The organism is Pseudomonas sp. BF-B-15, from assembly GCF_019946675.1.
Lineage (GTDB): Bacteria > Pseudomonadota > Gammaproteobacteria > Pseudomonadales > Pseudomonadaceae > Aquipseudomonas > Aquipseudomonas migulae.
Window position 1 is genome coordinate 12,190 of record NZ_JAGYFZ010000004.1, and the last position, 15,009, is coordinate 27,198.

Consider the following 15,009-nt stretch of genomic DNA (forward strand, 5'->3'; position numbering starts at 1 on the left):
GGCTCTGATGACTCAGCGAGAGGAACATCAATCCCATTGTGTCGCCAGTGCCGGTGAACTTCGGCCCAATGGGAACTCGCGCGTTCATCCGCAAGGGCGCGCGAGTGTTGCTTCACAGAATACAGAGCTGCCCGCCCCACCCGTTTGACACCGATCAAGAAACGTCCCTGTCCCTGATGCGGGTTAGCCCACCTTTCAGTGGGGCGCGCGAGGAATCGTCTTGAGCAGATCTTCAGGGCTGATGTAACCGACGACCGGCTCCGCGACGCTGCCCGGTAGCGGCAGGTCAAGGATGTGGCCCTTGATCTTGCCGATCACGTGCATTTCGCAAGGTTTGCAGTCGAACTTCAACGTCAGCACCTCATCACCGTGCACCAGTTGCATCGGCGCGACCTTGGTGCGAACGCCGGTGACCCCTTTGGCCTGTTTGGGGCAGAGGTTGAAGGAGAAACGCAGGCAGTGCTTGGTGATCATCACCGGCACTTCTCCGGTTTCCTCGTGGGCCTCGAAGGCTGCATCGATCAGCTTGACGCCGTGACGGTGATAGAAGTCGCGAGCCTTTTGGTTGTAGACGTTGGCCAGGAACGACAGGTGCGATTCCGGGTACACCGGCGGCGGGTTTGTCTCGGCCTTGCGACCACCCCGTGGGTGGGCCAGCAGACGGGCCGCGGTCAGCGCTTCGATCACTTCCCGACGCAAGGCCTTGAGCTGCGAGTTGGGGATGAAGAACGCCTGGGTTGCTTCCAGCTTGATGCCGGTGGCGTGGTAGTCGGTGGTGCCCAGTTGACCGAGCAGATCACGCAGTTGGTCCAGGGCCTGCTCCGGCTTGTTGGCCAGACCGAACGGACCGTCCAGAGACACGCTGGCACTGACGCCCTCCTCGCTGGTGGCGGTGAGTTGCAGGCGCTGCTCGTCCAGCTGTGCGACCCAGGCCAGGCCGATACGACGTTCAGCGGAAGTCTTCTGCAAGGCTTGCTGCCAGTTATGGTCCAGGTTGCGGCTCAGTGGATGGTTGGGCCGCAGCTTGTACATCCCGTCCGGCATCTCGTTGGGCTCGACACGGTAGCGATAACGCTTCTCGCCCTCTTCGAGGAACTCACCCTTAGGCTCGGCGATGTTGGCGCGAAAGCCCACTACTTCGCGCTTGATCTGCACGTTGAGACCGTCGCCGTTGGACAGCGGCTCAGAGGTCACCACCTGCAAATCACGCTTGCCCACCTTCTCCACCACGCCCACTGGCAGGCCGGTGAAAGTCGGTGAATCGAAGGCACCGATGTCGACCTTGCGGTCGGTGACAAAGTAGTCGGTGCTGCCACGGTGGAAGGTCTTGTCCGGGTCAGGCACAAAGAAATGCGCAGTGCGGCCACTGGACGCACGGGCCAGGTCCGGACGATCTTCAAGAACGTCGTCCAGGCGCTGGCGGTAGTAGGCCGTGATGTTCTTCACGTAGCCCATGTCCTTGTAGCGCCCTTCGATCTTGAATGAGCGAACGCCGGCTTCCACCAACGCGCGAATGTTGGCGCTCTGGTTGTTGTCCTTCATCGACAGCAGGTGTTTTTCGTAGGCGACGACGCGGCCCTGGTCGTCCTTGAGGGTGTACGGCAAACGACAGGCCTGTGAACAGTCGCCACGGTTGGCGCTGCGACCGTTCTGTGCGTGGGAGATGTTGCACTGGCCGGAGAACGCCACACACAACGCGCCATGGATGAAGAATTCGATGGCCGCATCGGTCTCGTCGGCGATGGCGCGAATCTCTTGCAGATTCAGCTCGCGGGCCAGTACCAGTTGGGAGAAGCCCGCCTGGTCAAGAAACTTCGCCCGTGCCAGGGTGCGGATGTCGGTCTGGGTGCTGGCGTGCAACTCGATCGGCGGAATATCCAGCTCCATCACGCCAAGGTCCTGGACGATCAACGCATCGACGCCGGCATCGTAGAGCTGATGGATCAGCTTGCGGGCTGGCTCCAGCTCATTGTCATGCAGGATCGTGTTGATCGTCGTGAACACCCGGGCGTGGTAGCGCCGGGCGAACTCCACCAGTCCGGCGATCTCACTCACTTCGTTACAGGCATTGTGGCGGGCGCCGAAGCTCGGGCCACCGATATAAATGGCGTCGGCACCATGCAGGATCGCCTCGCGAGCGATGCTCACGTCACGGGCAGGGCTGAGCAGTTCCAGGTGATGTTTGGGCAAGGACATATTTTTTTATCTGGTTTGTCACGGTCGAGGCACGCATTGTAGCGGGCAAATGTTTGACCGGCATCCGTGGGCTTCTTGGTCAGGGTTGATATCACCTGCCTGTAACAAGCCGAAAGGCGCTTCTGAGCCGCAAAAACGACAGCATCACCCGTCACGACTCCGGCATTGACCTCGGGCAGCTGAGTGGAACTGCGCGTCAGCCACTATTTGAATTTTATTGTCATCAGCAACTCCCCAGGAGGCGTTTGTTCAGGAATGCCCAGCAGGTTGAAAGCTACGGGTTCGTTGCATATACCCTTCTCCCAGAGCCGTTTCGCTATGGGCGAACTGACGGCTGCAACCACCGATTCAAAAACAAAGTAATTTCGAATCTCAGGACTTACCTCCATCACCGCCTTCAAACCCTCTGCCAGGACGATGTGCGTATTTTTGAACGAGTAATCCTTGTACCCGGGGTAACCACACTCATGAGCCACGAAAAGCCAATCGTGAATGATATAAGCGGGGGCGTACCCCCAAGGGGAATAACCATTGACGCCCCATAAAAATCGAGGAATTGACCCCCCATCGGTATACATGGGGCCAGGGCGAATTACTTCACCATTAGAACGTGTAAATCGAAACGGATCATCCTTGCTTGGAACAAACAGAAAATAGTCATTCTTGATCCAGCGCACATCCAAGGCGCCTTCAAACCTTCCCTCATCGGTTTCGCGATACGATATCGGAGCGCAGGCTTGCAGCGTGAGAACAAGAAACACAAGAATTAGAAAGCGCATATTAAGCCTTCCTTGAAAGACGAAAAATTTGCCATTAAAGATGGCAAACATCGCACTTCCACGTTACCTCGCCTCTTCAGTATTCTTCTGGGCCACCTGCTGCCCCCGACTTTTCTCCAGCTTTTCCATCAACATCAAATTATCTGGCACTAACGACGGGACTAACAACAACCTACCAATATCAACCAACTCTAAAACGTGATTTTGATCGTGTCGTGAGTTGCTTTCGGGAGCTGAGAAAAAGCTTCACTTGCGAGCAAGGGATTCTCCAGGTCGGAACCGAGGACCTCCAGAAACCTCGATCAAATCAAAGTCCGCCCCAGCACTCTCCATGCCTCTATCTCCCTTGATTCGCTTCCCGGCTCGGGCGGTAGATCGATTTGCATGCCTTGGTAATCCGCCGTTTTGTGATTCGGAGGGAGGCTACATGACGTTAGCCAATGGCCATCACTCTGTCCAATTCCCGCCCCCTCTGCTTTGGCGCTGCGCAGACGAATACTTAGGCGCTACTGTGTTGTGGGGCGTAAAAGCAGGAGTAATCCATTTCATGGCCAAAAGGAGGATCCGTGGTCGTCATGTCAGCCCTGCCACCCTCCTCCCAGCGCTTTGTACAAATCGATAGTTGCCGCTCGTTCGGCCAACTGATCACTGATCAACGCTTGCTGTGCAGCGAACAGCGTCCGTTGCGCGTCCAAAAGAGTCAAAGAGCTGTCGATACCTGTCAGGTAGCGACTTTCCGCCAGCCGATAGTATTTGGCACTCGCGCTGACCAGCCCTTGTTGCGCCTCAATCTGCTGTCCAAAGGTCTGCGTTGCAGCCAGTCCATCACTGACTTCCCTGAAGGCAGACTGGATCGCCTTTTCGTAACGCGCCACTTGTATGTCTTTCTCGACTTGAGTGACGTCCAGGCTGGCTTGCAAGCGGCCTGCATTGAAGATTGGCAGACTGATCCGGGGGAAAAAGCTCCAGACACCCGAGCCTCCATTGAAGAGCCCTGACAGTTCTTCGCTCGAGGTGCCAGCATCCGCCGTCAGGCTGATTCGGGGAAAGAACGCAGCCCGGGCTGCGCCGATATCCGCATTGGCAGCCTTGAGCAATAACTCTGCTTCCACTATGTCGGGCCGACGGTTGAGCAGATCCGACGGCAATCCCACTGGCACCTCAGGTAAGGATTGTCGCTCCCAATCACCGCTCGACAGATCGGTGGGGAGTTCACCTCCAATCAACAACACCAACTGGTTTCGGTCTTCGGCAACCTGCCGACGATACCGGGCCATCGAGCCGCGAGCGCCTTGCACCAGGGTTTGTGCCTGGCTCAACGCCAAATCTGAAACGGTACCTACTTCAACGCTGCGACGTGTCAGCTGGTAGCTGTTTTCATAGGTGTCGAGGGTATCGCTGGTCAGTCGCTCCAGCGCTTGATCGGCCTGCAGAATGAGCCAGGCATTTGCAACGCTTGCCACCAGCCCGATACGGGCTGAACGCTGTGCTTGTTCACTGGCCAGGTAACGCTGCAATGCTGCTTGATCGAGGCTGCGCACACGGCCGAACAAATCCACCTCATAACTCACGTTCAGCCCGACAGAGTACTGACTCTCGATCGTGGCTTTATCACCGGATGCCAGATCTGCCGGAACTCGCTGACGACTACCACTGCCCGCCGTCGAGACGTCCGGCAACAGATCCGCGCGACGAATGCGATAGCGCGCCTGATAGGCCTCGACGTTCAACGTGGCAATCCTGATATCCCGATTGTTGGCCAGTGCGGTCTCGATCAATCGATGCAAGGCCGGATCGGAAAAGAACTCGCGCCAATCGAGCGCTGCGGCACTCTCATCACGTGACACTGGCGCCAAGGGGTAAGTCGCCGCCACCGGTGCCTGAGGTTGCTGGTACTCCGGGATCAGAGAGCATCCACTGAACAACAACGAACTCAGGACCAGAAAACTGAATGGTTTGATCATGACATGACCTCTTCGTGAGCGACTGCGGCCAGAGCGACGGACGATCGACGTGCGAACAGTGACGACACCGACACATAAAAGAGTGGAACCCAGAAGATGGCCAGGACGGTGGCGGTCAGCATGCCGCCGATCACACCGGTGCCAATGGCATGCTGACTGCCAGAACCTGCACCGGTGGAGATAGCCAACGGCACAACCCCGAGGATGAACGCAAGCGAGGTCATGACAATGGGACGCAAACGAAGCCGCGCCGCCTCAATCGCCGCTTCGGCATAGCCCATGCCCTGCTCATGCAGTTCCTTGGCGAACTCCACGATCAGGATGGCGTTCTTCGCCGCCAGCCCGACTGTCGTCAGCAGGCCTACCTGAAAGAACACGTCGTTGGACAGGCCGCGCAAGGTCGTGGCAAGCAATGCCCCCACAACACCCAGCGGTACCACCAGCATCACGGCCAAGGGAATGGACCAGCTTTCGTAAAGGGCCGCGAGACAGAGGAACACTACAAGCAGCGAAAGCGCATACATGACAGGCGCTTGAGACCCGGATAGCTTTTCTTCATACGACAAGCCCGTCCACGCCAGCGCGACACCAGGCGGCAACTGAGCAGCGATGGCCTGTGCTTCAGCCATGGCATCACCCGTGCTGTAACCCGGTGCCGGACCACCCAGTATTTCCTCTGCCGGCACACCGTTGTAGCGCGCCAGTTTGGGAGAACCGAAGACCCACTCGCCGGAGGCAAAAGCGGAGAACGGCACCATCTTCCCGGCGGCGTTACGTACGTACCATTTGTCCAGATCTTCAGGGGACATGCGCGCGCTGGCCTGGCCCTGTACAAACACTTTTTTGACTCGGCCACGGTCAATGAAATCATTGACGTAGTTGCCGCCGAAGGCCACAGAGAGCGTGGTGTTGATGTCTGTTTGTGAAACGCCCTGCGCCCTCGCCCGCCGGTCATCGATCTTCAACCGATACTGGGGCTCATCACTCAGGCCGTTGAGTCGAACCGCTGTCAGCACTTTGCTTTCGGAGGCCAGACGCAGGAACTGATTGCGCGCCTGCCCCAGGACTTCGTGACCGACGCCGGCCTGATCCTGCAGGAATAAATCAAAGCCCGAAGCGTTGCCCAACTCACGCACTGCTGGAGGCACCACGGCGAAGACCATTGCATCGCGCATGCCCCTGTATTTCGCTTGAGCGCGCTTGGCCAACGCGAGCGCCGCATCTTCAGGACCGCGCTTTTCCCACGGCTTGAGCAGAACAAAAGCCATGCCCGAGCTTTGCCCACGCCCCGCGAAGTTGAATCCATTCACGGTAAACACGGCGTCTACAGCGTTAGCCTCTCCCCCCTGCTCAGGAGTGGCGAGCAAATACTGACGCACACTGTCGAGCACCATTTGCGTGCGCTCAGCACTGGACCCGGCGGGGGTCTGCACTTGGGTAAAGATCACGCCTTGATCTTCATCGGGCAGAAACGCAGTGGGGATGCGGCTGAACAGCAAGACCATGCCAACGACGATCAACAGGTAGGCCAGGAATGCCGGCGCCTTGTGCCGCAACATCCCGGCGACACCACGCTCGTAGCGTTGCACGCCGCGATCAAACCCGCGATTGAAAGCACGGAAGAAGCCGAGACGCGCGAGCCCATGCGTCGGGTCATGGGGCTTGAGCATCGTGGCGCACAAGGCAGGCGTGAACACCAGCGCGGTGAGCACCGACAGGGCCATCGCCGACACGATGGTGAGGGAAAACTGACGGTAGATGACGCCGGTTGACCCGTCGAAAAATGCCATCGGCAACAGCACCGCCGACAACACCATGGCAATGCCCACGAGCGCGCCCTGGATTTGTTTCATCGAGCGAATCGTGGCTTCTTTCGCCGACAACCGCTCCTCACGCATGACACGCTCGACGTTCTCGACCACGACGATGGCGTCATCCACCAGCAGGCCGATGGCCAACACCATGCCGAACATCGACAAGGTGTTGATGGTGAAACCGGCGACCGCGAGAACACCGAACGTACCCAGCAGGACGACAGGAACGGTCAGCGTGGTGATGATGGTCGCGCGCAGGTTCTGCAGAAACAGCAGCATCACGAGGAACACCAACACGATCGCCTCACCCAGAGTATGGAACACACCATGGATCGAGTCGCGCACCACTGGCGTGGTGTCGTAGGGGTAGACCACTTTCATACCGCGAGGGAAAAACGGTTGCAGTTGGTTAAGGGTGTCGTGGATCGCCTTGGTGGTGTCCAGCGCGTTAGCCCCGGGAGCAAGCTTGATGGCGATGCCGGACGCCGGCATACCGTTGAACTGGGCGTTGACGCTGTAGGTTTCACCGCCCAATGCGACATCGGCCACATCGGCCAGACGCACTTCGGAGCCGTCAGGATTGACCTTGAGCTGGATGTCCTTGAATTCTTCTGCTGACTGCAAGCGGGTTTTGCCAATGATGGTGGCGTTGAGCTGTTGGCCCGGCAGTGCAGGCAGGCCGCCAATCTGACCGGAAGACACTTGCACGTTTTGGGCTTGAATCGCACTTTTCACATCGACGGGCGTCAGGCCGAAACTGACCAGCTTCGAAGGATCAAGCCAGATCCGCATGGAGTACTGCGCGCCGAACACCTGGAAGTCACCGACGCCGGAAGTGCGCGACAGCGGATCCTGCATGTTGGATACCACGTAGTTGGCCAGGTCCTCGCGGGACATGCTGCCGTCTTCGGAAACGACGCCAATCACAATCAGGAAGTTCTTGACCGCTTTTGTCACCCGGATCCCCTGCTGCTGCACTTCCTGCGGAAGCAAGGGCGTGGCCAGGTTGAGTTTGTTTTGCACCTGAACCTGAGCGATGTCGGGGTTCGTCCCTTGGTTGAACGTAACCGTGATCGCCATGGTGCCATCGGAGTTGCTTTCCGAACTGACGTAGCGAAGGTTGTCGATGCCGTTGAGCTGTTGCTCGATGACCTGGACCACGGTGTCCTGCACGGTCTGGGCCGATGCTCCTGGGTAGGTCACCTGAATCGAAATCGCTGGCGGAGCGATGTCAGGGTATTGGTTGACGGGCAGCTTGAGGATCGCCAGCCCGCCCGCCAGCATGACGATCAATGCGAGTACCCAGGCAAAAATGGGCCGATCGATAAAGAACCTGGACATGTTCAGTTCCCCCCAGCCACGGCACCGGCCAACACCGGTGCCACGTTTTGCGCGGCAGTCACGGAGACCTTCATGCCTGGCTTGACGAACTGCAGCCCTTCAGTGATCAATCGATCGCCCGCTTCGAGGCCACGCTCCACCAGCCATTGGTTGCCCACTGTGCGATTGGCCGTCAGGGGACGCTGTTCAACGGTTCCATCAGCGCTGACCACCAGTGCGCTGGGATTACCCTTCAGGTCGCGGGTCACCCCTTGCTGCGGAGCAAGGATGGCGGCTTGTCGGACGCCGCTCTGAAGTTTTGCACGCACAAACATGCCTGGGAGTAGCAGGTGCTCCGGGTTGGGAAACACGGCGCGCAGGATCACCGAACCGGTGGAGGGGTCGACTGACACCTCAGAAAACTTCAAGCGCCCTGGCAGTCCATAGGCACTGCCATTTTCCAGCGCGAGGCTCACCACGGCGGCGTCCGCCCCCGCCGTCTCCAGGCGCCCTTGCTTGAGATCATCACGCAGTTTGAGCAGGTTTGCAGATGACTCGGTGATATCGACATAGATGGGGTCGAGTTGCTGAATCGATGCCATGGCCGCTGCCTGGCCGTTGTTCACCAGCGCACCTTCGGTCACGCTGGAGCGGCCGATGCGGCCAGCAATCGGTGCGAGCACACGGGTGTAACGCAGGTTGATCTCGGCACGTTTGAGGTCAGCCTCCGCCGTCAGTTGTCGCGCCTGTGCATCCTCGAACTCTTGACGGCTCACCGCCTTTTCTCCGATCAGCTGTCGATAACGGTCTGCGAGGGAACGGGCCTGTTGAAACGATGCGCGGGCGCGGGCTACGTCTGCTTCGTACGGTGATGGATCAATGCGGTACAGCGGCTGTCCGGGTTTCACCTCACTGCCCTCGTCAAACAGACGCTGCTCGATGATACCGTCCACTTGCGGCCGCACTTCTGCAACGCGGAACGGCGCGGTACGCCCCGGTAGCTCGCTTTGCACTGTGTACGTTTGTGATTGAAGCGTCACGACACCAACCTGTGGCGGTGTGACAGCTTGTGCGGGGGCCTCTTGCTTGCAGCCAGCGAGCACGACCGCCAGCGCCAGAGCCGAGAGGATCAAGGGAACCGTCTGCAGGGGTTTCATGGGACATTCCTCATACTTTCGCCAGGCGATAGCGGGCCGTAGCCGGCCGAATCGGGGCGAGTTCCAATTGAAAAAATTTGTCAGTGCCGCGGGGTGGCGCGTTGACGACCGGGGTCAGTTGATGGGCATCACTTTACGAACCCGGGCACGCCGGGAGAATCGCTGCCCACTGCAAGGCTTCGTTGCGCATTCGGCAACGCTGCTGTTGCGCGAACGCGCAATCAAGGCAGCACGCTGTGCGCCGCGATGGCATCGGCCGGCATTTCGATTCGGTCAAAAGCGACGCGCAACGCCGTCTGGTCAAATGCACAGGACGTGCTTAGGGGGCGAGTATTTCCTTGAGAAACTCTATGAACACATTGATGCGGCTGGAACCACGATGATTGGGCAGATACAACGCATTGATGCAGGTGCTTGCACTGCCAGGGTTGACCTCATACTGCTCCAGCACGCGCGTGAGCCGACCTGCGCTGACGTCGTCACGCACCAGCCAATCGGCCAACAGCGTCACCCCGCCACCGGCCAACGCCGCCTCGCGCAGAATGTCGGCGTTGTTGCTTTGCAACCGTCCCTGCACATTCAAGCGGATAACTTCTTCGTCGCCCTGAAAGGTCCAATTGTGGTGACCCGTGCGGTAATCAAAACGCAGACACTGATGCTCCAACAGGTCACGCGGGTGCCGGGGCAGCCCGGTACGCGTCAGGTATTCGGGACTTGCCACCACCCAACGCTGGAAATCACCGACTCGCTTGCTGACGATGTCATCACTGACAACCGATGAACCAAGACGCACGGACACATCGATTTGCTCGCTGAGCAGGTCACTGACCTCGTCGCTCAGCGAAAGGCTGATCTCCAGGCCAGGATGGCGCTCAAGCAACCGCCCCAGATGGGGAGCGATGATACGTCGGCCGAATTCCACCGGGACGCTGGCCCGTAATCGCCCCTGGGCTTCACTGCCGCGGTCGGTAACGACGGCATCGGCTTCGTCGATGGCCTCGAGGATCGCCACGGCTTTATCAAAATAGTTCTGGCCCGCCACCGTGACGCTGGTGTTGCGCGTGGTGCGGTTAAGCAGGCTGGCGCCTAACTCACTTTCCAGTCCGGCTACCTGTCGCGTCACTGACGAAGTGGAGATGCCGAGCTTGCGCGCCGCTGCCGAATAACCACCGCAGCGAACCGTTTCGACAAACATTTTGAGCGCCAGCAACTTATCCATGAACGGATTCCGAGATCGAAAAGTAAAGGTAACGACTGTGCATGACCAGGCGGTGGGCGTCTTGCATGGCTGTGCTCAATCGGTAGCGGGTTTGGGCTTGCATGGCTTCTGACTACCTGCGCGGTCGCTCTTGCGGCGACTCCGCCAATCAAGCGCGTCTATCGGATCAGACGTAGAGTCAGTCATTGCCACTTCTTTTTATCGAGCGATCAGTAAGCTCGCGACTATAGCAGAACGTACATCACCACCAACGCTCCCCCCATGATTCCGATTGAGAACGAGGGCCAATTGAAGCCCCTTGCATTATTTCAATTTATCGATTGATAATCAAAATTCAAAAGTAATCGACTGATCAATAAAGGCGTCTCGGCGTTCATCGCCCAACAAAAACAATAAAAAGGAGATTGACCATGCAATGTCCCTGCTGTCTCTCGAAGACCCGTCGCCAACTGCTAGGCATCATGGCAGCTACTGCGGGCGGCCTGCTGGTCACCCGTTTGGTACCCGCCTCGGCGGGGCCGATCAAGAGGGGTGCCGACATCCCGGTGAGATCGGTGGACATCCATGCGCATTACTATCCTGAAGAGTTCTTGCACCTCTTGGGCGGTGATGGCAAAGCTTTCGGTGGAAGCTATACCCGCCAGGAGAACTCATTCAGCTTCGCTACCCCGGCTGGCGGATTAGGGCCTTTGCCCCTGAAATTTATCGATGTGCAAGCGCGCTTGCTCGACATGGATCGCGCAGGCGTCGATGTTCAGGCGCTGTCCTTGAGCGTGCCGATGGTGTACTGGGCAGATCGTCAACTCAATGCTCGCCTGGCACGTGCCTGGAACGATGCCGCGTCAACTGTTCATCGCCAACACCCGCTGCGTTTTGTGGTGCTGGCGACGTTGCCGATGCTGGATGTGCACGACGCCATTATCGAGCTGGAACGCACAGCCGAACTGCCCGGGGTGCGGGGCGTTTATATGGGCACCAATATCAACGGTCTGGACTTGGACGATCCACGCTTTGCACCAGTCTTTGCCCGCATTGAACAGCTGGGACTGCCAGTGTTCCTGCACCCGCAACAAACGGTTGGCGGCAGCCGCTTGAGTAACTATTACCTGAGCAACCTGCTGGGCAACCCGTTTGATACCGCTATCGCGGCTTCACACCTGATTCTCGGTGGAGTACTGGATCGATACCCACAGCTGCATGTGTCATTGCCCCACGCCGGTGGAGCATTGCCAATACTCGTCGGGCGTCTCGACGCAGGCTGGAATTCACGTCCAGAGACGCGGCGCCTGGCTCAAAAGCCGAGCAGCTATTTGACGCGATTCAGCTACGACACCGTTTCACACTCCGGGCCGGTTCTGGACTATTTGATCGCCAATGTCGGTATCGACCATCTGGTACTGGGCAGCGACTACTGCTTCGACATGGGATACGAACAACCGGTGCGTTTTGTAGAAAGCGTAGGTCTGGGCCCCCGCGAGAAGGCTGCAGTGCTCGGTGGAAACGCGGCCAGAATCCTCGGACTCCGCGGATAACTTTAGCGAAACACTCAATTTCCCTTTGGCCGGTCTGACCGGCCTTTTTTTTTGCTCCGATTCAAGCCTTCATGACGAAGTGGACAAGTGAGCAATACCTGGCGCTTTGTCGATCATGCAACTTATCAGTCACTTGTTGTCAGGCACGTTGGTGACACATCAATTGTGGTAATTACCGGTATTTGAATTGGGTATTTTTATAAACTAACGCTCGACATCACAATTAACTCCAGAAGCACACAAAGAGTTCCTTCTTAAACAACCTCTGGAAATCACCCTCATGAAATACGCAATGCTCGCCTCACTCATGATGTTCAGCGTTTACGCTTCCGCCCAAAGCGCTTCCAACGTCAAGGTCGCCACTCCTGAACCTGAGCACTACAACTACTCCGAACACATGGATATCGCCAAAGTCATCAACATCACTACCGCCGAGGACACAAATAACGCTTGCGGCCCGGTGGATGCGCACATGGTGTATGTGGATCACAAGGGCGCAACGCACGACCTGCAATACAAGATATTCGGTAGCGCTTGCCTGAATGGTTAATGCCTTAAAACATGCAGATGCCAAAAAGAGGAGAAAGCTTCGAGCTGAAGCTTTCTCCTCTTTTTATATTCCAGACTGGAAATACGGCAACAACACCCCGCCTGTAAACGAACTTTATCCAGTTAAAGCTGCTGAATCAGGATCAGTTGATGCCCATGATCCGGTCACCCATTCTCACCCCCCAATCCGCCATACGCTTGCCTTCTGCAAGTTGCAGTTGCTGCCAGACCAGCAAGCCTTTATCGATGTCGCCAATGTCGTCGATCGCTTGAGCCAGGGACAGTGCATTGCGGGCGGCCTTGGCCGTGCTGCCGGCCGTATGAGGACGCGGCACAAAAGCGGCATCGCCAGTCAGCAACACGCGACCAAACACCATTTGGGGGACTTTCAGATCAAGGATCGCTTGAACGAAAATATCCTTGGTCTGGCGAATCAGTTCACGAAAAGCCGGGTTGGCATGCTGCTCACCCATGTCCCGCAGGTAAGCATCCTGCTGAGCGGCCAAGGCTCCCGGTGGAATGGAGTGACTACGCCGATGACCATTGTTATCAGTAAGCACAGCATCTAATGCTGCGCCTTGGGCAGCTTTCAAATACCAGAGCCAGTTGAACCGTCGCTCGCCAGGATTAACCGAGCCATTCAAGCCCGGCACCATGTATTCCAACATCAACGATTCAGGGTCTTGTTGAAAGACAAAGTCTTCGTAAAGCTGCGCTTTGGCGAACTCTGGAAGTCCGTCTTCATCAACCAGACCACGCCAGACTACATACCCCGAATAGGTGTATTGCGCACCAGGCAACACCAGACTTCGCACGGTTGAACCCGCACCATCGGCACCAATCAGCAGGTCTCCCTCAGCACTGCTGCCATCTGCAAAATTCGCAGTCACTCGTTGCTCATTTTGAGTCAGATCAACCAGCGTCTTTCCACGGTGATAGTGCTCGGCAGGAAAGGCAGAGAACAATGAGTTGTAGAGCGTGTTCCAGGACGTCTGAGTTTGCGGCATCGGCTCTTTATGCACGACGGTGCCAGCTCGATTCAAATACAGACGATCATGGGAGCGGACCCCAAGTGCATTGGCAGGTTTGATTCCGGCATAGCGAAAATGCTGAAGAACATCTGCTTGCAGAACAATGCCTCCACCACGGCTATCCATCGCCGCGGGGGATCGCTCGAAAATATCGACGTGCCAGCCAATCGCACGCAACGCCGTGGCGGCGAACAGTCCTCCCAGGGAACCACCAATGACCAAGGCCTTCGGAACGCCTGAACTCTTCATTACCTCTCTCCTCGTAGCAGGGTGATTCCCACAGCCTCTGGATTCGACGTTGCGTTATGCCAACACCGGATAGTCGATGTACCCCTTGGCGTCGCCGCCAAAAAAGCTGTTGCCGTCCGCCGGATTGAGTTCGGTACGGCCACGCAAACGCGCTGGCAAGTCGGGGTTGGCAATGAACGGGCGACCAAAAGCGATGAGGTCGGCACGCCCCTGCGCGATGGCCTGCTCGGCCGTTTCGCCGGTGTAACCACCCGCCAGCATCAGAACGCCATGGAAGTCAGTACGCAGCTGCTTGATGATGGCGTCCCAGCGGGGATCGTTACTTTCGTCGAGCACCGTGCCGACCATCATCGGTTCTACCAGGTGCAGGTAAGCGAGATTCCAGTGATTGAGCCGGGATGCGATGTAGCCAAAGGTCTGTTCCGGAGTGTCATCGCCCATGCCCATGAAACGCCCCATCGGTGTCAGGCGCACAGCAACACGTTCGGCGCCTATTTCTTCGGTCACGGCTTGCACGACTTCGAGCAGTAGCCGCGCGCGGTTTTCGATACTTCCACCGTAGCGATCGCTACGCTGGTTGCTGGCGCTGTTGATAAATTGGTCAAGCAGATAGCCATTGCCTGCGTGAATCTCCACACCGTCCATACCGGCAAGAAGTGCATTGCGAGCGGCCTTGCGGAAGTCGGCGACGATCGCTTCAATGCCTGGAATGTCCAGTTCCTGAGGAACCGGTACATCACCCCAGACCCCCTCGCCCTTTTCATTCAGGATGAACGTCTTGCCGGGGACCGGTTGCGCGGTCGGTGCCACCGGCAGGCCGCCGTCAGGTTGAAATACCGGGTGCGACACCCGCCCCACATGCCAGAGCTGCAGGAAGATGCGCCCGCCTTCTGCGTGCACGGCTTCGCTGACAGCTTTCCAGCCCTGAATCTGCTCGTCGCTATGGATGCCGGGCGTCCAGGCGTAACCCTGCCCCTGCTGCGAAATCTGCGTAGCCTCGGTGATGATCAACGCGGCACTGGCACGCTGACGGTAGTACTCGACGTTCATTGAGGTCGGTACGTTGCCAGGCTGGCCCGCACGGGAGCGAGTCAAAGGGGCCATGGCGACGCGATGATCAAGGGTGAGCAGGCCGAGTTTGATCGGGCTGAACAAGTGATGAGTCATGATGATTTCCTGAATGAATAGGGATTGAAAAA

Annotated in this window: 10 protein-coding genes; 2 read left to right on the forward strand and 8 right to left on the reverse strand. The window is 57.7% G+C overall.

The window, feature by feature from the left end; genetic code table 11:
• Positions 1 to 195: 195 nt before the first annotated feature.
• The 6 genes from KGA97_RS02205 to KGA97_RS02230 all read right to left on the reverse strand — a co-directional run bounded on the left by KGA97_RS02205 (position 196) and on the right by KGA97_RS02230 (position 10,449).
• Positions 196 to 2,196, reverse strand: coding sequence for a peptidase U32 family protein (locus tag KGA97_RS02205; protein ID WP_032832365.1), 2,001 nt, complete (start codon positions 2,194 to 2,196; stop codon positions 196 to 198).
• 203 nt (positions 2,197 to 2,399) lie between these two features.
• On the reverse strand, positions 2,400 to 3,026 hold the full coding sequence (locus tag KGA97_RS02210; RefSeq protein WP_223480143.1) for a DUF1353 domain-containing protein: 627 nt from the start codon (positions 3,024 to 3,026) through the stop codon (positions 2,400 to 2,402).
• A 527-nt stretch (positions 3,027 to 3,553) separates the two neighbouring features.
• Positions 3,554 to 4,939, reverse strand: a complete 1,386-nt coding sequence (locus tag KGA97_RS02215; protein WP_223480144.1) for an efflux transporter outer membrane subunit — start codon at positions 4,937 to 4,939, stop codon at positions 3,554 to 3,556.
• The gene (locus tag KGA97_RS02220; RefSeq protein ID WP_223480145.1) at positions 4,936 to 8,094 is read right to left on the reverse strand and encodes an efflux RND transporter permease subunit; all 3,159 of its coding nucleotides are present in this window, start codon (positions 8,092 to 8,094) and stop codon (positions 4,936 to 4,938) included. Before KGA97_RS02220 ends, KGA97_RS02215 begins: the two co-directional genes overlap by 4 nt.
• A 2-nt stretch (positions 8,095 to 8,096) precedes the next feature.
• Positions 8,097 to 9,230: an efflux RND transporter periplasmic adaptor subunit gene (locus KGA97_RS02225; protein WP_223480146.1), complete on the reverse strand. Its 1,134-nt coding sequence runs from the start codon at positions 9,228 to 9,230 to the stop codon at positions 8,097 to 8,099.
• A gap of 319 nt (positions 9,231 to 9,549) precedes the next feature.
• Positions 9,550 to 10,449, reverse strand: a complete 900-nt coding sequence (locus tag KGA97_RS02230; RefSeq protein WP_223480147.1) for a LysR family transcriptional regulator — start codon at positions 10,447 to 10,449, stop codon at positions 9,550 to 9,552.
• Positions 10,450 to 10,859: 410 nt separating this feature from the next.
• Here KGA97_RS02230 and KGA97_RS02235 point away from each other — a divergent pair, with 410 nt between their 5' ends.
• A complete protein-coding gene (locus tag KGA97_RS02235; protein WP_219739999.1) occupies positions 10,860 to 11,981 on the forward strand; it encodes an amidohydrolase family protein in 1,122 nt (373 codons plus the stop codon).
• A gap of 292 nt (positions 11,982 to 12,273) precedes the next feature.
• Entirely contained in the window at positions 12,274 to 12,531 is a 258-nt protein-coding gene (locus KGA97_RS02240; RefSeq protein WP_223434853.1) for a DUF2790 domain-containing protein, read from the forward strand.
• 142 nt (positions 12,532 to 12,673) lie between these two features.
• On the opposite strand, the gene KGA97_RS02245 is transcribed toward KGA97_RS02240, so the two are convergent.
• On the reverse strand, positions 12,674 to 13,810 hold the full coding sequence (locus KGA97_RS02245) for an FAD binding domain-containing protein (RefSeq protein WP_223480148.1): 1,137 nt from the start codon (positions 13,808 to 13,810) through the stop codon (positions 12,674 to 12,676).
• Positions 13,811 to 13,864: 54 nt separating this feature from the next.
• Positions 13,865 to 14,977, reverse strand: a complete 1,113-nt coding sequence (locus tag KGA97_RS02250; RefSeq protein ID WP_207286470.1) for an alkene reductase — start codon at positions 14,975 to 14,977, stop codon at positions 13,865 to 13,867.
• Between the last annotated feature and the right edge of the window lie 32 nt (positions 14,978 to 15,009).

Excerpts from the sequence above, each read along its gene's own strand:
- KGA97_RS02230 (WP_223480147.1), bottom strand. The coding sequence starts at position 10,449 with ATGGATAAGTTGCTGGCGCTCAAAATGTTTGTCGAAACGGTTCGCTGC.
- KGA97_RS02220 (WP_223480145.1), bottom strand. The coding sequence starts at position 8,094 with ATGTCCAGGTTCTTTATCGATCGGCCCATTTTTGCCTGGGTACTCGCA.
- KGA97_RS02250 (WP_207286470.1), bottom strand. The coding sequence starts at position 14,977 with ATGACTCATCACTTGTTCAGCCCGATCAAACTCGGCCTGCTCACCCTT.
- KGA97_RS02205 (WP_032832365.1), bottom strand. The coding sequence starts at position 2,196 with ATGTCCTTGCCCAAACATCACCTGGAACTGCTCAGCCCTGCCCGTGAC.
- KGA97_RS02235 (WP_219739999.1), top strand. The coding sequence starts at position 10,860 with ATGCAATGTCCCTGCTGTCTCTCGAAGACCCGTCGCCAACTGCTAGGC.
- KGA97_RS02245 (WP_223480148.1), bottom strand. The coding sequence starts at position 13,810 with ATGAAGAGTTCAGGCGTTCCGAAGGCCTTGGTCATTGGTGGTTCCCTG.
- KGA97_RS02225 (WP_223480146.1), bottom strand. The coding sequence starts at position 9,230 with ATGAAACCCCTGCAGACGGTTCCCTTGATCCTCTCGGCTCTGGCGCTG.
- KGA97_RS02210 (WP_223480143.1), bottom strand. The coding sequence starts at position 3,026 with ATGTTTGCCATCTTTAATGGCAAATTTTTCGTCTTTCAAGGAAGGCTT.
- KGA97_RS02215 (WP_223480144.1), bottom strand. The coding sequence starts at position 4,939 with ATGATCAAACCATTCAGTTTTCTGGTCCTGAGTTCGTTGTTGTTCAGT.
- KGA97_RS02240 (WP_223434853.1), top strand. The coding sequence starts at position 12,274 with ATGCTCGCCTCACTCATGATGTTCAGCGTTTACGCTTCCGCCCAAAGC.